The sequence below is a fragment of the Dyadobacter jejuensis genome, assembly GCF_003149085.1.
Taxonomy (GTDB): domain Bacteria; phylum Bacteroidota; class Bacteroidia; order Cytophagales; family Spirosomataceae; genus Dyadobacter; species Dyadobacter jejuensis.
On sequence record NZ_QGDT01000003.1, the window covers coordinates 381,284 to 403,305 of the forward strand.

16 protein-coding genes and 1 tRNA gene are annotated in these 22,022 nt (G+C 45.7%); 7 read left to right on the forward strand and 10 right to left on the reverse strand.

Annotated features, from left to right (window positions below; translation table 11 throughout):
* Positions 1-134: 134 nt before the first annotated feature.
* Positions 135-208: transfer RNA gene (locus CLV98_RS08520), tRNA-Met, on the forward strand.
* Positions 209-575: 367 nt separating this feature from the next.
* Positions 576-2,354 (forward strand): ABC transporter ATP-binding protein, encoded by a 1,779-nt coding sequence (locus CLV98_RS08525; protein WP_109673882.1) that lies wholly within the window; start codon positions 576-578, stop codon positions 2,352-2,354.
* Positions 2,355-2,374: 20 nt separating this feature from the next.
* Here CLV98_RS08525 and holA read toward each other — a convergent pair whose 3' ends face one another.
* Together holA and CLV98_RS08535 are read right to left on the reverse strand one after the other, a co-directional pair.
* Positions 2,375-3,394 carry a DNA polymerase III subunit delta gene (gene holA / locus CLV98_RS08530; RefSeq protein ID WP_109673883.1) on the reverse strand — a complete coding sequence of 340 codons (1,020 nt, stop codon included), beginning with the start codon at positions 3,392-3,394 and terminating at the stop codon, positions 2,375-2,377.
* Positions 3,395-3,447: 53 nt separating this feature from the next.
* Positions 3,448-4,050: an acyl carrier protein phosphodiesterase gene (locus tag CLV98_RS08535; RefSeq protein ID WP_109674028.1), complete on the reverse strand. Its 603-nt coding sequence runs from the start codon at positions 4,048-4,050 to the stop codon at positions 3,448-3,450.
* A gap of 97 nt (positions 4,051-4,147) precedes the next feature.
* Here CLV98_RS08535 and CLV98_RS08540 point away from each other — a divergent pair, with 97 nt between their 5' ends.
* Positions 4,148-4,663 (forward strand): FKBP-type peptidyl-prolyl cis-trans isomerase, encoded by a 516-nt coding sequence (locus tag CLV98_RS08540; protein WP_109673884.1) that lies wholly within the window; start codon positions 4,148-4,150, stop codon positions 4,661-4,663.
* A gap of 34 nt (positions 4,664-4,697) precedes the next feature.
* Here the strand turns inward: CLV98_RS08540 and CLV98_RS08545 are convergent, their stop codons facing one another.
* Positions 4,698-5,174 carry a deoxycytidylate deaminase gene (locus tag CLV98_RS08545; RefSeq protein WP_109673885.1) on the reverse strand — a complete coding sequence of 159 codons (477 nt, stop codon included), beginning with the start codon at positions 5,172-5,174 and terminating at the stop codon, positions 4,698-4,700.
* An 83-nt stretch (positions 5,175-5,257) separates the two neighbouring features.
* Between CLV98_RS08545 and CLV98_RS08550 the strand changes: the two genes are divergently transcribed.
* A complete protein-coding gene (locus CLV98_RS08550; RefSeq protein ID WP_109673886.1) occupies positions 5,258-6,328 on the forward strand; it encodes a DUF922 domain-containing protein in 1,071 nt (356 codons plus the stop codon).
* On the opposite strand, the gene CLV98_RS08555 is transcribed toward CLV98_RS08550, so the two are convergent.
* From CLV98_RS08555 to CLV98_RS08565, 3 genes are read right to left on the reverse strand one after another with little or no spacing between them, the layout of a single operon-like run.
* On the reverse strand, positions 6,317-8,338 hold the full coding sequence (locus CLV98_RS08555; RefSeq protein WP_158281221.1) for a ComEC/Rec2 family competence protein: 2,022 nt from the start codon (positions 8,336-8,338) through the stop codon (positions 6,317-6,319). The two genes, CLV98_RS08550 and CLV98_RS08555, sit on opposite strands and share 12 nt — an antisense overlap.
* A gap of 26 nt (positions 8,339-8,364) precedes the next feature.
* Positions 8,365-9,657 (reverse strand): M43 family zinc metalloprotease, encoded by a 1,293-nt coding sequence (locus tag CLV98_RS08560; RefSeq protein WP_109673888.1) that lies wholly within the window; start codon positions 9,655-9,657, stop codon positions 8,365-8,367.
* Positions 9,647-10,597, reverse strand: coding sequence for a PhoH family protein (locus CLV98_RS08565; RefSeq protein WP_109674029.1), 951 nt, complete (start codon positions 10,595-10,597; stop codon positions 9,647-9,649). The genes CLV98_RS08560 and CLV98_RS08565 overlap by 11 nt, the downstream gene beginning before the upstream one ends.
* 236 nt (positions 10,598-10,833) lie before the next feature.
* On the opposite strand from CLV98_RS08565, the gene dnaB reads away from it, so the two are divergent.
* Entirely contained in the window at positions 10,834-12,447 is a 1,614-nt protein-coding gene (dnaB, locus tag CLV98_RS08570; protein ID WP_109673889.1) for a replicative DNA helicase, read from the forward strand.
* A 73-nt stretch (positions 12,448-12,520) separates the two neighbouring features.
* On the opposite strand, the gene rlmD is transcribed toward dnaB, so the two are convergent.
* On the reverse strand, positions 12,521-13,921 hold the full coding sequence (gene rlmD / locus CLV98_RS08575; RefSeq protein WP_109673890.1) for a 23S rRNA (uracil(1939)-C(5))-methyltransferase RlmD: 1,401 nt from the start codon (positions 13,919-13,921) through the stop codon (positions 12,521-12,523).
* Between the two features lie 60 nt (positions 13,922-13,981).
* Between rlmD and CLV98_RS08580 the strand changes: the two genes are divergently transcribed.
* Both CLV98_RS08580 and CLV98_RS08585 read left to right on the forward strand, forming a co-directional pair.
* Complete coding sequence (locus tag CLV98_RS08580; RefSeq protein ID WP_109673891.1) at positions 13,982-16,180, forward strand: T9SS type B sorting domain-containing protein; 2,199 nt, start codon at positions 13,982-13,984, stop codon at positions 16,178-16,180.
* Positions 16,181-16,481: 301 nt separating this feature from the next.
* A complete protein-coding gene (locus tag CLV98_RS08585; protein ID WP_229203269.1) occupies positions 16,482-17,804 on the forward strand; it encodes a putative porin in 1,323 nt (440 codons plus the stop codon).
* A 130-nt stretch (positions 17,805-17,934) separates the two neighbouring features.
* On the opposite strand, the gene CLV98_RS08590 is transcribed toward CLV98_RS08585, so the two are convergent.
* From CLV98_RS08590 to CLV98_RS08600, 3 genes are all read right to left on the reverse strand, one after another.
* Complete coding sequence (locus tag CLV98_RS08590) at positions 17,935-18,393, reverse strand: SRPBCC family protein (protein ID WP_109673892.1); 459 nt, start codon at positions 18,391-18,393, stop codon at positions 17,935-17,937.
* A 113-nt stretch (positions 18,394-18,506) separates the two neighbouring features.
* A complete protein-coding gene (locus tag CLV98_RS08595; protein ID WP_109673893.1) occupies positions 18,507-20,627 on the reverse strand; it encodes a Tex family protein in 2,121 nt (706 codons plus the stop codon).
* A 103-nt stretch (positions 20,628-20,730) separates the two neighbouring features.
* Positions 20,731-21,957, reverse strand: coding sequence for an RsmB/NOP family class I SAM-dependent RNA methyltransferase (locus CLV98_RS08600; RefSeq protein WP_109673894.1), 1,227 nt, complete (start codon positions 21,955-21,957; stop codon positions 20,731-20,733).
* Positions 21,958-22,022: the final 65 nt, after the last annotated feature.

Genomic DNA, 22,022 nt, shown 5'->3' on the forward strand with positions numbered 1-22,022 from the left:
TAATATAGCATAAAATCAATATATAAATGCCTGTTTGCCAAAAGCATTGAAAAAAATTTCAATTTTTTTTGAAAAATTTAATTTACCACACTTGCTTTTCGAAATATTTCCCTCTACTTTTGCACCACGAAAACGGCGGGGTAGCTCAGATGGTTAGAGCGCAGGATTCATAACCCTGAGGTCGGCAGTTCGATTCTGCTCCCCGCTACAGACTTCCAAAAGACACTTCAAAAGAGGTGTCTTTTTTCGTTTTTGCCGACTTTAACGGGATCAAGTCAAAAAATTGTGGAGTTGAATATTTACAGTCGTCGGGATAGGAATTCAAGCATTTTCAAACATGAGCTTCACCTATAAAATGGCATGATCCTCAAATCACCAGGATACCTCTCCAGGCTTCATACTATTCTCAAAGAGCTTTGATAGGATTTGGTAGGGTCAGGCATATCCACTCCATATTGGGTATTGATCCCTCTTTGCCCGACCGCCATTGCCTCGTCTCCAATATAAAGCCTTAAAAAGAATTATATTTTAAAAAATAGAGTTTAAACTATCAATCAACCTTACTTAAACTCCCGATGCGTTTATTACTACAATATTTAAGCCGATATAAGGGTCTCATATTACTGGCCCTTGCACTGGCCGCAATCAACCAGGTATTTAGTTTGTTAAACCCTTATATTTTAGGGAATTACCTAATCGACCCTTACGCCAACCGGGCCGAATATTATAGAACCAACGCATTGGATAACGCCTTTTTTAAAGGAATTACCATCGGCTTGCTCATGATCATCGGGACGGCCATGATATCCCGAATAGCCAAGGCCTTCCAGGACTATGTGGTCAATGTGGTGATTCAACAGTTTGGGGCTAATCTTTACACTGACGGCCTCAAACACGCCCTGCGCCTCCCCTTTCAGGATTTTGAAGATCAAAGAAGTGGCGAAACGCTTTCTATTTTGCAGAAAGTAAGAGCCGATTGCGAAAAGTTTATCACCAGCTTTGTCAACGTACTATTCGCCACATTGGTAGGCATCGTGTTCGTGGTCATAGTCGCCTTTAAGCTAAGCCCTATCCTTCCGCTGATCTACCTGGTAGGGGCCGTAGTTTTGTCATTTCTTACCAGTTACTTAAGTCGTAGGATCAAGACCATCCAAAAAAATATTGTGGGGGAAACCACCGCTTTAGCGGGCTCTACCACCGAATCGCTACGTAATATCGAGCTAGTCAAAAGCCTGGGGCTTACTAGTCAAGAAATCAGTCGGCTCAACACCACGACATTCAAAATATTGAAGCTAGAACTTAAAAAAGTAAAAAGCATTCGATCTATCAGTTTTATCCAGGGAACTTTTGTAAACTTTTTACAGCAATGTATCATGTTTGCCTTGCTATTCTTCGTCTTTCGGGACCAAATCACGGTAGGACAAATGATGATGATGCAGTTTTATTCCTTCTTTATATTCGGCCCCTTGCAAGAATTAGGGAATGTAATCCTATCCTATAGAGAGGCGGAAGCTTCTCTTAACAATTTGCAAGTGCTACTGAGCCGACCTATCGAGACCAAGCCCGAAAAACCCATTTCAATTGGCCAAATCGAAGCCTTAGATTTTCGGTCGGTAGGTTTCCAACATCAATCCGCTACCAAACCAGCCCTAGAGGACATCAGTTTCACGGTTAAAAAAGGGGAAACGATCGCTTTTGTAGGGCCGTCAGGATCTGGGAAAACCACGCTGGTGAAGCTCCTCGTAGGCCTCTATGCCCCGGCAAAAGGCAGCATCGAATACAATAAGCACGACGGCCGACTCATTGACTTCGATGAAATCAGAAATAAAATAGGCTTCGTGACTCAAGACACGCAGCTTTTCTCTGGCACAATACGTGAAAACCTTCTTTTTGTAAATCCCGAAGCCACCGATGAACTGATTGGAGAAGTGCTTTTGAAGGCGGCCTGCTATAATCTGTTGGGGCGCGCCGAAAACGGGATACATACCGTCATTGGAGAAGGTGGCCTAAAACTGTCTGGCGGCGAGCGTCAGCGTCTCTCCATAGCCCGAGCCCTACTGAGAAACCCCAACTTGATGATATTTGACGAGGCCACTTCCGCTTTAGACTCACTTACCGAAGAAGAGATTTCTAACACCATTCGAAACATTACCGACCAGCGGCAACATATCACCGTTATGATCGCCCACAGGCTTTCGACGATCATGCACGCCGACAGGATCTATGTGCTGGAGAAGGGTAAGATCATAGAAACAGGCAGCCATCAGGCTCTATTGGAAGAAAAAGGCCTATACTACGCCATGTGGCGCCAACAAATTGGGGAAAGAAAAACGGATAAGGTCCTACAAGACTAACGCCTACCAAGGCCGGAACACTAGTGCAATATTTTGAAGACCAACTCTTTCAAAATCTCCGCCTCGCCCATGGAGCCTCCCTCCACCCCTTTCAAGCGTGCATCCGCTTCCCGAAGATAGCCCATGATATAGGCTATTTTGGGGAGTGGGAAATGCCGGGCCGCTAGCGTATAGTCCTTTACAAAATAAGGATTTACCCCTAGCTGGGTGGCCAAAGCGCGCTCCGATCGATCCTGGCTGGCATATAATAATAATAGCTTCGAAAAGAAACCATAAAGGATGATCAGAATCGGTGCCAGTGGATTGTCTTTGGGATTGCTACAAAAGTGATTGGCAATGCGATTGGCCTTAAGTACATCTCTAACACTCAGGGCCTTCTGAAACTCAAAAACGTTATAGTCCTTACTAATCCCCACGAAGCGTTCGACTACCTCGGCATCGATCCCCTGATCCACCCGCAGGTTGACCTCGATCTTACGAATCTCATTGGAAAGCCGTTTTAGGTCGTTACCAATATTACTCACCAACATTTGTATGGCTTTAGGGCTTATTTTAACACCCTCGGCCACACAAAAGCTGGATACCCAATCGGGAAGTTTGTTATCGTACAATTTCTTGGACTGCATCACGACGCCCGAAGTAGCCATAGCCTTGACAAAGCGCTTGCGCTCGTCGATATTTCCGTGGTGACAAAAAACCAAAACCGTACTCTCCGGGGCATTTTCAGCATATTCGGCTAGTCGCTCCTGACTTTCCTTTTGATCGAGACCAACCAGCTTCTGTGCTTCCTTAACGAGCACCAATTGCAGATCGGCCATAAAAGGAAACCGGCGGGCATTGGAGAGCACCCCCGCCAAATCGGTATCCTTGCCGTAGACCACAAACTGATTGAAACTCCTTTCTGACTCGGGAACAATCTTCTGTTCCAGAATTTCTGCAATACTATCGATATAATAAGGTTCGTCGCCATACAAGAAGTACAGCGGTTTGAATTTTTTGGCTTTTAAATCTTTTAATACGGCGTCAGGCGTTTGGGCCATGGAAGGTCGTCTGGTTTGTTTCTAAAAATGGCAAATTTAGTAATAGCGAAGCGCTATAGCATCCATTGCCGAATAAAATTATCACACATCGATTCTAATTCAGGATAAAAATCCAGGAAGATTTTCTCGTAAAAATCCTCCTGTTCCCTCAGTTCCAGTCCTGCTTCTCGGATTGGGGCGAGATAAGGCAAGCGACGCGACATACGATGAAAGGTGAGATCGATCCCTTCGAAACTGGCATAACTCATGAGCCAATCCTGCCTAATCATATAATCGACCATACTTTCCATCTGGATAGGCACCAGGTCGTGCTGGCTGCGAAAAAGCCGATACATGCTTTGAGAATAATCGGATAATGGCTGACTACTAAACTTATCAAAATGTTTGGCCAAGAAATAATCGAAATAGACGTCGATGATAATACCGGAAATTCTTCCAAACTTTTTGGCCACCTCCCTTTTAGCAACTCTTACCTGGGGATGAGCGTCGGTATAGCTGTCTATAAAGCGATGCAAATGAAGTCCCAAAAGGTAATGATCAGGCCAAGTGGGATACTTCTCCTTCGACACCCGTCCTTTTACGAAGTCACCCACCATATTGCCCATCACCACGTGGGGATCGGATCCTGAGAGTAATAAATGTGCTAAATAGTTCATATTACTGGCAATGTAACAAAATTGCCGTACGTTTGTCATATTGAGACAAAAAGGAATATATTCACTTATTACAACCCAATTATAATCAGGTAAGCAAATGAAAATTGAAAAAAATAGTGTCGTCGCCCTTTCCTACAATTTACAAATCCCCGATTCAGACGGAGAAATGGACCTTGTAGAAGTTGTAACAGAAGAAGAGCCGATGTATTTTATACAAGGAGTAAGCGGACTACCCGAGGGATTTGAAGAGCAGCTAGAGGGATTGGAAGCCGGTGCAGACTTCGAATTCACCGTGTCTCCCGAAGAAGGTTATGGCGATTTCGACCCAGAGGCCGTCGTGGACCTACCTAAGTCGGTATTCGAAATGCCCGATGTAGAGCAAGAGGAATTGCTCCAAATCGGAAATGTCATTCCTATGACCAACGAAGACGGAGAAAGAATGCATGGACAGGTCGTGGAGGTGAAGGAGGATGTTGTGATCATGAACTTCAACCATCCTTTGGCGGGAAAAGAAATGCACTTCCGCGGTAAAGTACTATCCATTAGGGAAGCAACCCAAGAAGAGATCGACCATGGACATGTGCATGGTGAAGGTGGTGTTGACCACGAATAAAAAATAAGGGGAGGCTCCCTCCCCTTATTTTTATCTATTTGGACTTATACTGAAGAACTTCTACGCCGAACCTTTTTAAAAACTCCACGCCTTCCTCAACGGCTATGCCCTTATAGGCGGCATAGGAATGCAGAAAAATCACCTTCTTAATCTTCATGGTATAGATGACCCTAGCACAGGCAATGCAAGGGGCTAAGGTAACAAACAAGGTAGACCCTTCGATGTTCGATCCGTTTTTAACGGCAAACAAAATAGCATTCTGCTCTGCATGCAATGCTAAGGAGCAACTTCCCTTGGCATCTCTAGGGCACCCTACTTCCGGAAACTCTTCGTCACAATTGTGCGTTCCAGCGGGTGGACCATTATAACCTATTGAAATAATTCTTGTATCCTTGGTCAGTACAGCGCCTACCTGGGCTTTGATACAATGTGATTTTAATGCAAGGTTTTGGGCCAGGTCCATGAATATATCGTCGAAATCTGGACGAATCGTTGAAGGCTCTAATGTCATTATGCTATATTGAGGAAAATAAACACGAAATTAAGGAAAGCATGGTTGCTATTCAACTGCAGCGGTCGATTGGTCCAAAATTAATGGTAATCCTACTGGGTGCTCTGATGCCCTATGGGGTATGGGGCCAGTCGCTGCCCAAAGCGCTACGACTCACTCCTCCACGCACTGCCCCTACTTCCTTAGATTATTATATTGTAGCCGTGGAGGACCTGCGCTCTGCACGCAGTCGATCGGTAGGATCTGTGATACATGAGGGAAAACCGCACAACTTACTGGTAGAAAATGCTTTGGAAAAAACTTTATTCGACTATTTCCAGGCAGCCGCTCCCGAACGGAGCCATCAGCAGTGGCCCATATATGTACGGTTGGAGGATTACAACATTCAGGAAAAAAGAATAGCCCCCAATAAAGTGAATGGCGAGGCGAAAATTAAGGTATCCTACTATTGGTACCGCTCCATCCAACCAGTAGCGCTTACCAGTTTCGAAACCAAAGTGGTGTTTTCCAGACCCGAAAGTCAACAATTACACCCGGAAGTGATGCCTAAACTCCTGGACCAGACTGTGGCGCATTTACAGAAATGGATTGATTTGAATAGAGGAAAAAATCCGGCGCTTACCAGGACGATAGCACTTCGATTTAAAAATATAACCGAAAAGGAAAGTAGCGACACCCTCTATTATCAGCACAACCGTCCCTTGGTATGGACCGATTTCAAAGGCAATTCACAAAGGCCACTTAGCCGATATGCTGCAGCCGTGTTTACAAGTTTCTCCTATGAAGGTCATGCCCATGCAGCAGGAGATACGTTGGTACTCGAAATAGGATTGAAGGTATTTATGGTAAAACCGAACTCCTGGGCCAGACAGGAGTCTAAAACTGCCTCCACGCTTCGGCATGAGCAAATACACTTCGACATAACCAAACTAGCGGCCGAAAATTTTAAAAAAAGACTGATGAAGGCCGAGCTAACCATCGAAGATTATGATAGTGAAATACAATACCAGTTTATTGAGGCCTTTAGGCAAATGAATAACGACCAAGAGCGCTACGATGCTGCGACGGCCCATGGTACCATTTCAGGGCAACAGGCCGATTGGGAACGTAAGATCCACAAGGCCATTAACGACTCAGTCCTTTCAAAACCTTAGAGCTCCCTCTGCCAGTTCGTAATAATGTACTCGACGCAAAGCCTCAGCCGATTTACGACGCTTTTCACCTCTTATTTGCCCACCAAGCACATACAACGTGTTAGAATCTGGAAATACAAGGAGGTGAACATTTGGGATCTTGGTTATAATAGCCAAATCGACCCCGTCAATAGTTGACAAATAAGGCCCTAAGTAGATCGTCTTTCCATTCCAGAAGATGAGCCCTCCCTGACCTAATTTTCTAATCTCCGTACTGTCGTCCAATTTCAAATAAATCACCTCATCAATGTTCATTTCCACGACATAGTTATTGAGCAGGTTTTTGAGAAACAGCGTATCGGACCCGTCCTCGTTCGTTTTAAACACCCTTAGCCGATTCCCTCGCTTATACGCGAGTATATCGTGGCCTGGGCTATAAAAAACGACGACTTCCTGAAGCTTAAAGCGCTCCACCGATAACAAACTTGAATATACCGTGGCTAGTACCAGGACTGCCCCAGCCCAGCCAAGGTAATGTCGATGGCCCGAGCTGCTGGCGAGCCACAACAGCAAAAGGACTGAATACAGTAATAGCACCTCCACAATATCGAAGTGGAGACCTTCGAGCAAATATCCCGGAAGATGCTTGGGCATTGAAACCAGCAGGTTGGTTAGAAATGCCGACCAACCCACCCAGAAACCAGCTATTCCGGAGAGCACTTCTAGGTGAAATACTTCGAAAAAAAGTAAGCCTAAGGTGGATTGAAGCAAGAATTCGGTCAGCAGAATCACGAATGGATTGATAAGCCAAAAATAGACTGGAAACTGATGAAAGTAAAAAACAGACAAGGGGAAAGTACCTAACTGAGCGGCGACAGAAAGGCAGGTAACTTGCCAAATAAAGCGAACTACGGCGTTCTCAGGCCCCCATAGCCTATAAAGAGGGTTATAAAACAATAAAATTCCCAGCATCGCCAAAAAGGAAAGCTGAAACCCTACATGATGTAAAGCACGTGGATCCCAAATTAATAGCAGCAATGCGGCTATAGCCAAACTATTGACAGAAGCCTGCTTGCGTTGAAATACCTGAGCCAGTAAAAATATGGAGAACATCAGCGTGGCACGTACCACCGAGTCGGGCAAGCCTGTAAGCACGGCATAAAACCCGAGAACCAGCAGCATAAGAACCAGATAGATAAAATGCCCCCATCTCCATCTTTTTATCCACCCCAAAAGAGCACTTAAGAAAAGATATAAGATTCCGACATGTAGCCCCGAAACCGACAGGATATGTACGGCTCCCGATACGGTATAATCTCGGATTTGGTCGGAGCGTAGGTCGTCGCGGCGCCCCAACAGCATGGCTTTTAAAAGACCATAAGAACGGTCGTCCTGAAGATTGGTACGTAGGGTAAGGTCCGTCCAGCTCGATACCTCTAAGGCCCAATGCTTCAGGCCTCGATGGTAAGGAATATCAATAACCACCAGGCTGGGACCACGAATATAGTCGGTAAAATATATTCCTTTATTCTTTAAAAACTGGGCATAGTTGAATTGAAACGGATTGAGTGGCGCTCTAGGAATTTCTGGTTTGCCCCTCACGACTACTAACTGTCCTGGCTTAGGCACCTGCCCCTGATCGGCCGGTAGGCTAATGATGATCTTCTGACGAAAGGAATGCCAACCTTGCGCATAATAAATTTGCCGTAACTCACAGGGTATTTGAATAGAATTGGTTCGTTTTTGAGGAAGCGCTATTACCATGGCAGTATAAAACTCCGTTAGGCCTAGTCCCGAATGTTGGACGGAGTTGCGGTAGTTCAGATCGACCCTTACGGAGTTCATCACACCCACTACACACAGTGCAGTTCCACAAAGGAGACCAGGGAAAAGGCGGTCCCTGGAATTGTAAATTAATAAAACCAATACAATGCACGCCAGTAAGCCGCCTATCAGGTACACGATATTCCAACTCAGCGAATAGTATTCACCTAGCAGAAGTCCTATTCCATAACACAGGACAAACCCCATGAAAGGCGCCCGGGATATCATTCATTCTAGGGAATCAAAAAGCGTTTAGTAACCGTTTCGGTATTGGTACTTACTTTCATCAAATAAACTCCAGAGGCAAAATTCTTTAAAGAAATACGGGACTGATTTCGTAAATTTTGAAGAAGCAATTTACCATTATTTGAATAGATATTCACTGTAAAATCGGAATAGTTTGGTGCATAGATTGCTGCATTCAAATACTCTGTCACGGGATTAGGCGCTATGGTCACCGACAAGTGCTCATCGGACCGATTGGCAAAAGCGACCATCTGAGCTCGTCGAGGGCTCAAAGCCAGTACAGCATGCATACGGGCGGCTTGGTCGGCCGTAAAGAGCCCCATACAACGGTCAGGCGAATAATCCATATAATTATCCGTCATGTTCCGAGTAGTGATCCGTTGACAAGTAGAAAATACGGGTTGACAATTGGGTACTTTCAGTTGATTGAAGGTCTGTGCCTGGGGAGTATCGTCGCAGTAATCGGTGCCACAACTGGTATCACCCCAAATATGTATGAGCCCCAGCCAATGCCCCACTTCATGGGTAGCAGTACGCCCCAGATTGTACAGCTGGCTATTAATGGTGGGGCCAGACCGTCCAAAATAGCGGTAATCGACCATTACGCCATCTATGTCTGGGTTGTCCGTATCGTCGGCCAAATCGAGCCCTTGGGTATTGCCCGTAGCTTCGGTAACGACTGGGAACTGAGAGCCTCCCAGATAACCCAACGAAAGTTTGCACACCCAAATATTTAGGAATTGATTGGTGGGCCTAGCCGGTGAAATAGCCGCCAGAACAGGGCCGTCCCTTCGAGGATCAAAATCGGCCTTTTCACTGTAAGTCCGCCGTATTTCCACCAATTTAAAGCGTATTTGCGTATCCACGCCTAAGGAGTCGGAGTAGTAGGTTTGAATCCCCGACAAGTTGCCATAGTCCTCGTTGAGCACGGCTATCTGTTCTTGAATCTGGCTATCCAATAGGTTTCCATCGTCGGCAGCCCCAGATCCCGGATTATTGCCTACATCCTGGGAGTTATAGACCACATGAACAACCACCGGAATCGTGATAAGTTCAGTGGCAGCCTTCCGAAAACTTCTGGTCGAGGAGCCCTTTAAGTAGCGTTCTAGGGCTCGTTCTCCCTCAAGGCGGCGCTGGAGCAGGCCAGGGTTAGCCGCATACAGCAGAGCATCCCTATCGGCAGTAGCACAGCGTTGAATCGGTTCATGGGCCGGTTGAGATCTGGCCAAAGTGATACTGGCCAGTCCCAAAAAACCCATCAAAAGATATCTATTTTTCATTCTTATCGTAGGCGGCCAAAATATCCCGCACCAAGCGGTGTCTTACAACATCCTTACCATCAAGCTCAACGAAACTAATCCCTTTTATTCCCTTCAGTAGATTAATGGAATCGACCAACCCCGACTTTAAGTTCTTAGGAAGGTCTATCTGAGACATATCACCGGTGATCATGGCCTTGCTACTCGGCCCCATCCTGGTCAAGAACATTTTCATCTGCATGGGTGTCGTATTTTGGGCCTCATCCAATATGATAAAGGCGTTATTCAAGGTACGTCCCCTCATGTAGGCCAGAGGTACTATTTCGATCACCCTACTTTCAAGGTATAATTTTAGTTTTTCTGGAGCCACCATATCGTCCAAAGCATCGTAGATCGGCCGCAAATAGGGGTCTATTTTCTCCTTCAGGTCCCCTGGTAAAAAGCCCAGGTTCTCCCCTGCCTCCACGGCGGGCCTAGTGATAATGATCTTACGGACCTCCTTGTTTTTCAATGCTCTGACGGCTATAGCTACTGCGGTATAGGTTTTACCCGTACCTGCCGGACCAACGGCAAACACAAGATCGTACTTCGTAGAGGCTTCCACCAACTTCTTTTGATTGTCCGTTTTGGCCTTTACTGTAACGCCCTTGTTACCATACAGAATAACCTCATCATCCTCTTCCTCTACCGGGGCCGAAATAGCACTACCAATTCCATTCAACACCCCTCTTACATGATCTTGGGTTATTTTACCGTATTTTTGATAATGAACTACCAGAGAATCTAGCAGGTCCGAAATGCGCATGATTTCGGGTGCCGTTCCCTGGATTTTAATTTCATTACCGCGGGATATGATTTTACTTTTCGGAAAAGCGGCGGCAACTTCCTTGATGTTCGAATTATGGATCCCCAAAAAATCGACCATCGAAACATCTTCAAGCGTAATAATTTTTTCGAGCAAACGATTAAGTATTAAATGTTCATAAAAACTTCTAAAAGTTAGTAATAATAACCCATAATTAGGAAAAATCATGCCAATAATCTTTAAAACATTACGCTGACCTGCATTGATTCAATCTAAATGAAGCCCCAACCGTTTCATTTACAGCCTCAGAGTGACACTTCCCAGCCATTTATAAAAATGTGCTTCAATTAAGTTTTTCTGAGTGCCGATCTATGACTATTTTTGCAATAATCATGGATAAACAAAAGGAAAACACCAATTTTAATAAAAATGCCCCTCGACCAGCCTCTACGCGAAGGCCGTCGGCAGCTAGGAATTCTGGCAACGACCAGATTTTTAGTAAGTTACCTCCCCAGGCTACCGACCTGGAAGAGGCGGTATTGGGGGCGCTGATGATAGAAAAGGATGCGCTTACGGCCGTAGCCGATATCCTGCGTCCTGAGAGTTTTTATAAGGACTCTCACCAAAGAATATACAAGGCCATTATTACCTTATTTGCTGACTCCGAGCCCATCGACATGCTAACGGTGACGGCCAAGCTTAGGAGCACTGCAGAGCTTGAACTGATAGGTGGTGCTTCCTATATCATGGAGCTTACCTCCAGAGTCAACTCCGCTGCCAACATCGAATTCCATGCGAGAATTATATCCCAAGCTTCCATAAAAAGGGAGCTGATCAAGATAAGTTCTGAAATACAAAAGGAGGCCTTTGAAGAGACTACGGATGTATTTCGCCTACTCGACAAAACGGAACAGGCCCTGTTTCAAATATCGGAGTCCAATATTAAGAAAAACTATGCCGATATGGGCGCTCTGATGCGCCAAGCTCTGGCAGAACTCGACCAGAAAAAAAACAATAAAGATGGACTTACTGGGGTGCCTTCTGGCTTTAGCGCCCTCGACCGCCTAACTTCAGGTTGGCAAAAAACCGAACTTATGATTCTGGCGGCAAGGCCAGGTATGGGTAAAACAGCTTTTGTAGTATCTTCTTTGCGGAATGCCGCGGTGGATTTCAATATGCCCGTCGCCATATTCTCCCTGGAGATGTCGTCGGTGCAGCTGGTCAACAGGCTTATATCGGCCGAAGCGGAGATCGACAGCGAAAAAATCAGGAAGGGTAGCCTGGCCCCTCACGAATGGGAACAGCTACATCACCGCATTCACCGATTGACGAATGCACCCATCTTTATCGACGATACCCCCGCTCTTTCTATTCTTGAGCTAAGGGCCAAATGTAGACGGCTAAAGGCCCAGCACGACATTCAGATGATCGTAATTGACTACCTGCAGCTGATGACTGGCGACACGGGCGGCAAAGGTGCTGGGAATAGGGAACAGGAAATTGCCCAGATATCACGTTCCTTGAAGAATTTGGCTAAAGAGCTGGATGTTCCCGTCATAGCCCTATCTCAGTTGAGTAGAGCCGTTGAAACCAGAGGAGGTGAAAAACGTCCTCAACTTTCCGATTTGAGGGAATCGGGGTCAATTGAGCAGGATGCCGACATGGTTATTTTCCTGTACCGCCCCGAATATTACGGCATTACCGAAGACGAAGCGGGTAACTCTGTAGCCGGAATTGGGGAGGTTATCCTCGCCAAAAACAGGGCTGGTTCTTTGGATACCATTCAACTGCGGTTTATAGGTAAATACACCAAGTTTGCCGACTTAGATAGCCAATTTGCCCCAGCTCCCATGGCGGCAGACCGCCCTCTTCCTTCAACTGGTAACCCCATCGATTCATTTGAAAAACAGATGTCCCCACCAGCAAGCGGAGGCACCTTAAGAAGCCGGGCCAACGACCTGAGTAATTTTGATTATAATGGTCCCAGCCAAGAGCCTCCATTCTAAACAGGCAGAATGATAAAATAAAAAATGGCGGGGTTTATATTGGTTAAACCCCGCCATTTTTGTTGAAAGCATACTACGATCTACGTTCCAATAATGCGATGTTCTCTACATGATGGGTATTGGGGAACATGTCTACCGGCTGAACCTTAGCTACGCGGTAGTCTTGCGACATAAGGGCCAGATCCCTGGCTTGAGTGGCCGAATTACAACTCACATACACAATGCGCTGTGGAGCCGCCCTCAATATGGTTTCCACTACCGGCAAGTCCATACCCGCCCGTGGAGGATCCGTTATAATGACGTCGGGCCTACCATGAACCGACAGGAAGTCGTCATTGAGCACGCGTCGCATATCGCCGGCATAGAAGGCGGTGTTGGTGATTCCGTTAAGCTCCGAATTGATGCGGGCGTCGGCCACAGCAGCCTCCACATATTCCAGTCCAATCACCTTTTTGGCCTTTTGCGCCACAAAATTAGCTATCGTTCCCGTTCCCGTGTACAAATCGTAGACCAACTCCGAGCCTGTAAGTCCGGCATATTCCCTGGTAATCTTAAATAGTTCATAAGCCTGTTGGGAATTGGTTTGATAAAAGGACTTCGGGCCTACATAGAAGGTTAGGTCTTCCATGTACTCCCGAATCTTCTCCACACCGGCATAATGTACCACCTCTTGATCTTGATAGGAATCATTGCCCTTCAAATTAATGATATAATTCAGGGAAGTAATTTCAGGGTGGTTGTTAACCAGAAATTGCATGACTTGCTCGATCGCCTCGGGGCTATCCTCCCCAAACTGTACGATAACCATTAAGTCGCCAGAATTGGCTGTACGTATCACGACGTTACGCAGCACACCTCTATTAAAACGTACGTCGTAGTACGGGATCCCACTTTCTAGGCCAAAGGCCTGAAGCGAATTCCGAATGGCATTGGAGGGATCGGGTTGTAGATGACAATGCTCCACATTAAATATTTTATCGAATCGCTTGGGAACATGAAAACCTAAGGCGTTACGGCTAAAGGTCTCCTCCGAATCCATTTGTTCTTTTGTCAACCACCGCCAATTAGAAAATGTAAACTCAAGCTTATTCCTATAGTATTCCGTAACAGGGGCGCCCACAATAGGATTTATGGCCACATCTTTGATATGCCCAATCCTTTGGAAGTGATCCATTACCTGTTGTTGTTTGAAATTGAGCTGATGTTGATAACCGATATGCTGCCATTTACAACCACCACATACTCCAAAATGCTGGCAATAGGGTTCCTGGCGCATGGTAGACCGTTCGTGTATCTTAGTCACTACGGCTTCCTTTAGTTTCTTTTTGGTTTTGACGACTCTCAGGTCCACAATATCACCAGGGGCTACATCGCCTTCCACGAAAATCACCCCGTCCTCCGACTTATAAATACACTTGCCTTCAGCCGCAAAATCAGTAATTTCTACGGACTCATAACTTTGATTCTTACTCATACCTATCTTTTATTCTTAACTTTTTGTATATTTCTCTAAACTTCTCCAATCGCAAGCCGTATGAAATTAAGGTTTACAATATTACTCCTTTTTACATTGATCCAAGTTCAAGCCTCTCATATTGTAGGCGGTAACCTGTTTATACAAGCCAGCAAAGCGGGGCAGTACAATTATACCCTAGGCCTTACCATGTACTTCGATGCCTTAAATGGAAATGCAGGTGCCGAAGACGAGTTAGTAAACATATATATCTTCCGAAAAAGAGACAATTTACCTATAGCTCAGATTCCAGTCCCAAAAGTAAGTCGAAAATCTATTACCTACGCAAATCCGATCTGTGGAATATCCACTTTACAAACATTTATGATCACCTATGCGATAGACCTACGCTTGGAAGTGACGGCATTTTCCGATCCAGACGGGTATTATATGATATGGGATCGATGCTGTAGGAACAATTCCATTACCAACATCAAAAACCCCGGACAGGCAGGGAGCCTGTTTTACCTGGAGTTTCCCCCTATCTCAAAGCAAGGCGTGGCATTTGTCAACTCCTCCCCCTCCTTTTCCGAAATAAAAGGAGATTATGCATGCGTAGATAGCCCTTTTACCTTCGATTTTGGTGGAACCGACGCCGACGGCGATAGCTTGGTATATTCTTTAGTGACGCCCCGGCAGGGCTTTTCTAGTAGCGACAACCCTAGTGCCTTCGGGCAGGGATCGTCTAACTATCCTACTATCACCTGGGAGAATGGTATCAGCGAAAAGAACATTATACCCGGACCCAAACCCCTTACAATAGACAACAAAACGGGGCAATTGTCTGTCACAGCTTCCAGCCTGGGCCTATATGTATTCCAAGTTCAGATAGATGAATACCGAAAAGGAGTAAAAATCGGTACCGTTACCCGTGATTTTCAGCTCAAGGTGGTGGACTGCCCCAAACAAGACCCGCCGCTACTCCTTTTTAAGCCGGTAGGAACCGACCAATTTTATTCGGAAAACGAAATAATTAAACTCAGTAAAGAAGACGATCAATGCTTTGAAGTAATGGTGACCGACCCATCCCCCAACCAAATAGTAAAAATTAGGGGAACCGCCTTCAATAATACGAACCAGTATTTTCAAATACTTCCCAACAGCTTTAAGACTACCGCAGGCAACGATACGCTGCGCTTTCAGATATGCCTCGACGATTGTTTTATCTCCTACGACACCCGTCCCATCCGTTTACAATTGATTGCCGAGGATGAAACCTGTCCGATTCCCTTGCTCGATACCCTCAATATCTATATTCAGAGGACCGATGCAGGTAATAATCCCCCGGTGGTGTCGACCAGCTTGGCTGCCGATACCGTATTCGTAGCGGCTGGTGAAAAAACGACCTTCGATGTGTTCTGTGAAGACATAGACGTGGACCTTGTCGCACTCTCGGCGGCAGGGCAAAACTTTCTAATTGCCGATTATGGGATGAATTTTTTACCCACCAGTGGTAAAGGACAAATACAACAAAACTTCGAATGGACACCCCCATGTTCAGCCAAAATTGGCGATGTTTTGGCTGTCGACTTCCTTGGAGAAGACCAACGATGCCCAGACAATACCCTAAAAAAAATTAAGACGGTTTACTTCATAGTCGGCTCCTCAGCCAACACTCCGCCAGTGGTTTCTTACTCCGAAAGTGATCATATCATCGATTATCGATTAGACCAAAAAACACCTATCTCATTTCAGGTAACAGGAACCGACGTCGACACCAATAGGATCGTACTTTCGGCCATAGGGCGGGGTTTCGACCTTAGTAGTGTCGGAATGCAGTTTGAACCTCAATCGGGTATCTCGGTCGTCAATAGTCAATTTCAATGGCAGCCCAATTGCCAGGCATTGGAAGGAGATCCCAACCGTAGTTTTATCATAGACTTTGTAGTGGCCGATCAGTCCTGCGCGGCGGCACTTGATACCATCTCGATGACCATCAACCTAGAAAATGCCCCAGAACAACCCTTTCCGGAAATGCCTAACGTAATCACGCCCAATAATGATGGCAAAAACGACTGTTTGGTGTTGTCGGACCTTCCAACCGATAACTGTGCACAACAATTTATAGACCTTACCATATTTAATAGATGGGGCAAAAAAGTATACTATTCCAAAACTACCGATGACTGGTGCCCAGAAAATATTTCGGCGGGATATTACTATTACGTGATTCGATATACCCACAAAAATATTAAAAGCGGATTAACCATCCTACAGTAACCTTTTCAACCTTTTCGTTATTATTATTCTTTATATACTTTTCTAAAGTATAATAATTTTAGATAGGTATATATCTTAAAACATTGTTTCCCAGGTCATTTAAAAATACTTCAAATACGTATTATAAGTATCATAAGTACGTGCCATATAGTACTTATAATATGGGACTAATAATTTTTTAAAAATTCTATTAATCCTTCGGCAGTATCTACAACTTTGTAATTCAAAAAAGATCATGCAGGGCTCCTTTATTAGAAGCCCTGCATGAGTCTTGTCTCAGACACCAACTCAATATTCTTTAATGAAAAATGTATTTGCGGCAATTCTGTTGTCTATCTTCTTAGCCTTACCTAGGAGTACCCAAGCCCAACGATTTTTAATGGACATGATCGACACCACCAATCAGATGGGCAAGGGGATGTTATCCATATACGAACGTTACAACAAGGTCAAATTAAGTGGTTATATCCAGCCACAATTTCAAATTGCCTCGGCTAAAGGAGCAGAAATCTATGCCGGGCCCAATTTTTCGGAGTTCGCTAATAACCGCTTTATGCTCCGAAGAGGCCGACTCAGGGTCGACTATGCCCATATGAACCATAAGGGCCAACCGAGCTCCTATTTTGTTTTCCAGTTCGACGGTACGGAGCGAGGAGTAGCCATACGGGACTTCTGGGGTCGATTCTATGAAAACAAGTTTAAGTTATTTTCATTGACCACAGGTATGTTTGCCCGACCCTTCGGCTATGAGGTGAACTTATCATCCTCTAGGCGAGAAAGTCCAGAGCGGGGCCGTATGTCGCAGATTCTGATGAAATCTGAAAGAGATCTGGGCGCGATGTTGTCGATGTCATCACGAACGATAACCAATCGACTCAGCTACCTGAAATTAGATATTGGCGTTTTCAACGGCCAGGGGCTGGCTGGAACCATGGACTACGACAGCCATAAAGACGTGATTGGCCGCCTCAGCCTGAAACCTACCAGCCTACTCTCCTGTCAAGAGCTTATACTGACGGCGGGTATTTCGGGGTATCTAGGTGGAATTACCAATCGAAGTCCAGTGCTCTACCAGGCCCAGCGCATCAATGGTGGTTATCAAATGCAAGCCGACTCCTCCCAGCAGAATGTACAAAGCACGGCACCGAGGCGCTATTTTGGGGCCGATGTACAGCTCAAAGTCAATCCGAAGCCGTTTACCACGGAGCTTAGAGCCGAATTCATAGGTGGCTTGCAAACCGCCACCGCAAGCACCAGCCAGTCGCCAGGAAGCTATCCCACCGTCAACGGCCAGCTCGATCCCCTATACATACGGTCCTTTAATGGAGCCTATTTTTGTCTTATTCAAAACCTGGGAGGCGAGGACAATCAACTCATCCTAAAATACGACTACTATGACCCCAACACCAAGTCAACCGGTCAACAAGTAACGGAAGACTTAGGGTTTACTGCCGCTGACGTCCGGTACGACACCTTTGGATTCGGGTACCTCCACCGAGCGAACAGTACATTAAAATTTATATTTTACTACGACATCATCAAGAACGAAAAGACTTCCCTAGAAGGCTTCACGACCGACCTTCCCGACAACGTATTTACTTGCCGAGTACAATACAATTTTTAGGAATAGATATAATTACAAGAAGTCGGTTCGCCATCCGACGTTCCGTGTAAACGATTGTCTGGCATGAGGCTGGTGGATCGGTGCCTATGGGGAAAATTCGTATACCGTATCCGGGGTGATCTGACCTCTTTTATATGGTTCCAAAACGTTGTTCCAACACCTTTTTGCGATAATCAAAAATGGCTTGTACTTGTTGGCCCACCATCAAGCGATCCACCAGGTGGCCCAAGGGGCCCAAAGGTACCTTATAATGGAGGATATCCTCCATTAATACCCCCCCAGGCATTTCGGTAAATCGGTGCTGGTGATGCCAAAAGCTATAAGGACCAAAGCGCTGCTCATCCACAAAATAGTGTCGATCGGAAACATGTGTTATTTCCGTGCACCATTTTAAAGGGATACCTAGGACGGGTGATACCGTGTAATTAATGATTTGGCCCGGATACATCTTACTCCCCTGGTGCTTACTAAGCACTTTGAAGCCCATGTAGGATGGAGTTATCTCCTTAAGATTGTCTGGGTTAGAAAAAAATGCCCAGGCTTCATCTAAGGAAATAGGAAGCGTTTGTCGAAAATATAGTTCTCTCATGAGGATAGGGATAGGAATGCTAAAAGATACCTTCTACAAATAGCATTCCAACCCCCTCCTTCCAGGTCGACCTGCCACCTTAAAAAAGGGCTAAGAAGGACAGAAGGCCTCCATCACAGCCCTTTCATCGTTAGAGCGATTCTTTTACGATTCAAGTCCACCTCTGTAACTTTCACCTGAACAGCCTGTTGCAAGTGAACGACTTCATTAGGGTCTTTAATAAATTTGTCAGCCAATTGTGACACATGAACCAACCCATCTTGCTTCACCCCAATGTCCACAAAGGCACCAAAGGCCGTAATATTGGTGACGATTCCGGGCAAAATCATCCCCACCTGTAGATCTTCAGCACGACGAACCGTACGATCAAATTCAAAACGTTGAACCGTTTCTCTGGGATCTCTAGAGGGCTTTTCCAGTTCCTTTAAGATGTCGGTCAGGGTGGGTAGGCCTACGGAATCGGAAACATAAGTCTTCAGATCGATCTGCTTCCGTTTTTCAGCATCCTTCATCAGTTGCGCCACGGTTGTTCCTAGGTCTTTGGCCATTTGTTCCACAATATTGTACCGCTCTGGATGAACGGCACTGTTATCGAGTGGATTTGCTGCCTGTTCGATCCTTAGGAAACCAGCGGCTTGTTCGAAGGCCTTATTACCTAGTCGAGGAACCTTTAGAAGCTGCTGTCTACTCTTAAAGACCCCGTTTTTTCCTCGGAATTCTACAATATTTTGGGCCAATCCAGGACCCAAGCCCGACACATACCGCAATAAATGCTTGCTGGCCGTATTCAGATTAACCCCTACCGAGTTTACACAACTTTCTACCACCGTATCCAAGGCATTTTTAAGGGCCCCCTGGTCCACATCGTGCTGGTATTGCCCTACCCCTATCGATTTAGGGTCAATTTTGACTAATTCGGCCAAGGGGTCCATTAACCGCCGACCAATGGAGATAGATCCGCGAACGGTAACATCCTTATCCGGAAACTCCTCTCGCGCCAAGTCAGATGCCGAATAAATAGAGGCTCCTTGTTCACTCACCATGTATAAGCCTATGTCTTCCGCTTTACCCATAGTCTGCAACAGCTTAAGGACAAACTCCTCGGTCTCCCGACCGGCCGTACCGTTTCCTATGGCTACATCGGTGACCTTATAGGCCTTGAGCAGTTCCATGATGACGGCACTTGCCTCTCTACTTCTTTCGAAGGGATAGATAACCGTATCGGTTAATAACGTGCCCTGAGGATCCAACACGACGACTTTGCAACCCGTCCGGTAACCAGGGTCGATAGCCAACACGGTTTTCTGCCCCAATGGAGATGCTAATAATAATTGCCTCAAGTTTTCAGAAAATATCTGGATAGCGCTTAGATCCGCCTTTTCCTTGGATAAATTATTGAACTCTGTCTCAATGCTAGGTTTCAGTAGGCGTTTGTAGCCATCGGATATGGCCAGAATAAGCTGGTCTTTGGAGTCGGGTTCCCCCTTCACGAAGAGCCGGTCCAATGATTCCAGTGCATGATCCTCATCGGGGGCGACATTGACCGTCAAAATCCCTTCCTGTTGCCCCCGTCTCAGAGCCAGCAACCGATGTGATGGAATCTTGGCTAAAGTCTCCGAAAAGTCGAAATAATCGCGGTATTTGGCCCCTTCCGTCTCTTTATTCTTCTTCACTTTGGAACTTATCACGGCCGAACGCTTAAATAGCAAGCGGATTCGGTGGCGCGCTTCTTGATCCTCGTTGATCCATTCGGCAATAATATCTCTTGCTCCCTGTAATGCTTCGTCGGTATTAGCCACCTGATCGTTAACAAACGCTTGGGCCGTTTGAACACTATCGCTAACCCTACCCTCGAATAAACGCTTGGCCAATGGCTCTAGCCCTTTTTCAACGGCCATTACGGCCCTAGTCTTCCTTTTTTGCTTATAAGGCAGATACAGATCTTCCAGCTCTACAAGCGTCCAGGCCCCTTCCAGCTTCCGTTTAAGTTCGGGAGTTAGCTTCTCTTGTTCGGCAATAGATTTCAAGATGGCCTCCCTTCTTTTGATGACTTCCATTTGTTTTTGGAGGGCATCCCGCACGGCGCCAATCTGCACCTCATCCAACCCTCCCGTAGCCTCTTTCCTATATCTGGAGATAAAGGGGACCGTTGCCCCCTCCTCCAATAACGCGATAGTGGCGTTGACCTGCTTTTCAGAAACACCTACAGCAGAAGAAATTAATTTTGTATTCATTTAGATAAATTTCAGGAAATAATAACAAATTAATAAAGTAAATACAAAATCACAATAATAAACCAGTATTAAAAGGATAATGATTTATATTTATACAATTTACTTACTTAACACGTTCTAAAAATGCCATATAGAAACCATCTATATCTTCAGTAAATGGGTTCGTACGGTGCTCTTTGACAAGTTTCCAATTGTCACCAGCCCTTTCTAAGAATTGCGCAACCTGCACTTCAGATTCAGAAGGGAGTATGCTACAGGTGGCATAGACCAAAGCGCCTCCCACTCGTACCATACGGCTATAATTTAATAATATATCAGCTTGAACTTTTCTAATCTCCTCTAAAAAATCGGAAGTCAGTTTCCATTTGGCATCTGGGTTGCGTCGAAGCACACCGAGTCCGGAGCAGGGTACATCAAGGAGCACGCGATCGGCCTTATTCGTAAACCTTTCTAGGTCCCTATCCGACCTTATCACCTGCGATTCTATGATAGTGGCTCCATTTCTTTTGGCCCGACGCTCCAATTCCTGAAGCTTGTGGGCCTCTACATCCATGGCGATGATACGCCCTTGATTTCCCATCAAACTAGCCATATGCAAGGCCTTTCCACCAGCACCCGCACAGGCGTCGATGATTAGCTCACCGGGTTGTGGATTCACAAAAGGGGCTATTAACTGTGAACCAGCATCTTGAATCTCAAAATACCCCATTTTAAAACTATCCCGGGTCGCTACGTTCTGCCTCTTCACGAGCCGCAAGGCCGATGGAATCCCCGGAACTTTTAAGGCGTCGTCAGGACCGAAAATCTGCAGAACGTCTTCCAGGGTGGTTTTTAACGAATTCACACGTAAATATACGGGAGCAGGGCTATTCTGAGCGATCAGCTCATTGACCCATTTTTCAGATAATTCCCCTACCCCTTGGCGGTCGAGCCAATCTGGGATTGAATGAGCAATCTTCCTGATCTTCATTCCCTGATGGTAGCGTTGCAATAACTCCGCTTGGTCTAGAGGCGGAAATTCCGGCCAATCTGGTAGGGAATACCCTTGTTCCATCGACAGACGTACTGGCTTGATAGTGAGCCATATCTGTAAAGCCTTCCAAAAATCTTGTCGGGAATGTGGCTGTTCTTGGTCGGCTACGAACGATATGAGCCGCCACCAACGCACCGACTCATAAATATGTTCTGCAATGAAGGAGCGATCCCTTTTTCCCCATTTTTTATTGGACTTCAATAGGGCTTCAACGACCTTATCGGCCTGTCGGCCCGACTTAAAAATATCTTCTAAACCGTGAACTACCGCCTCGGCCAAGCTTCTATGTATCTTCATAAACGCATCTTGATTGTCTAAATTATAGGATACAAAGCTAGGAAAACCCCAGACTAGAACCATTA

Bases quoted from the DNA above. Each gene is read 5' to 3' on its own strand.
- CLV98_RS08550 (WP_109673886.1), top strand. From the start codon at position 5,258: ATGGTAATCCTACTGGGTGCTCTGATGCCCTATGGGGTATGGGGCCAG.
- CLV98_RS08595 (WP_109673893.1), bottom strand. From the start codon at position 20,627: ATGAATACAAAATTAATTTCTTCTGCTGTAGGTGTTTCTGAAAAGCAG.
- CLV98_RS08560 (WP_109673888.1), bottom strand. From the start codon at position 9,657: ATGAAAAATAGATATCTTTTGATGGGTTTTTTGGGACTGGCCAGTATC.
- CLV98_RS08580 (WP_109673891.1), top strand. From the start codon at position 13,982: ATGAAATTAAGGTTTACAATATTACTCCTTTTTACATTGATCCAAGTT.
- holA (WP_109673883.1), bottom strand. From the start codon at position 3,394: ATGGCCCAAACGCCTGACGCCGTATTAAAAGATTTAAAAGCCAAAAAA.
- CLV98_RS08525 (WP_109673882.1), top strand. From the start codon at position 576: ATGCGTTTATTACTACAATATTTAAGCCGATATAAGGGTCTCATATTA.
- CLV98_RS08535 (WP_109674028.1), bottom strand. From the start codon at position 4,050: ATGAACTATTTAGCACATTTATTACTCTCAGGATCCGATCCCCACGTG.
- CLV98_RS08545 (WP_109673885.1), bottom strand. From the start codon at position 5,174: ATGACATTAGAGCCTTCAACGATTCGTCCAGATTTCGACGATATATTC.
- CLV98_RS08540 (WP_109673884.1), top strand. From the start codon at position 4,148: ATGAAAATTGAAAAAAATAGTGTCGTCGCCCTTTCCTACAATTTACAA.
- CLV98_RS08585 (WP_229203269.1), top strand. From the start codon at position 16,482: ATGAAAAATGTATTTGCGGCAATTCTGTTGTCTATCTTCTTAGCCTTA.
- CLV98_RS08555 (WP_158281221.1), bottom strand. From the start codon at position 8,338: ATGGGGTTTGTCCTGTGTTATGGAATAGGACTTCTGCTAGGTGAATAC.
- CLV98_RS08600 (WP_109673894.1), bottom strand. From the start codon at position 21,957: ATGAAGATACATAGAAGCTTGGCCGAGGCGGTAGTTCACGGTTTAGAA.
- CLV98_RS08590 (WP_109673892.1), bottom strand. From the start codon at position 18,393: ATGAGAGAACTATATTTTCGACAAACGCTTCCTATTTCCTTAGATGAA.
- dnaB (WP_109673889.1), top strand. From the start codon at position 10,834: ATGGATAAACAAAAGGAAAACACCAATTTTAATAAAAATGCCCCTCGA.
- rlmD (WP_109673890.1), bottom strand. From the start codon at position 13,921: ATGAGTAAGAATCAAAGTTATGAGTCCGTAGAAATTACTGATTTTGCG.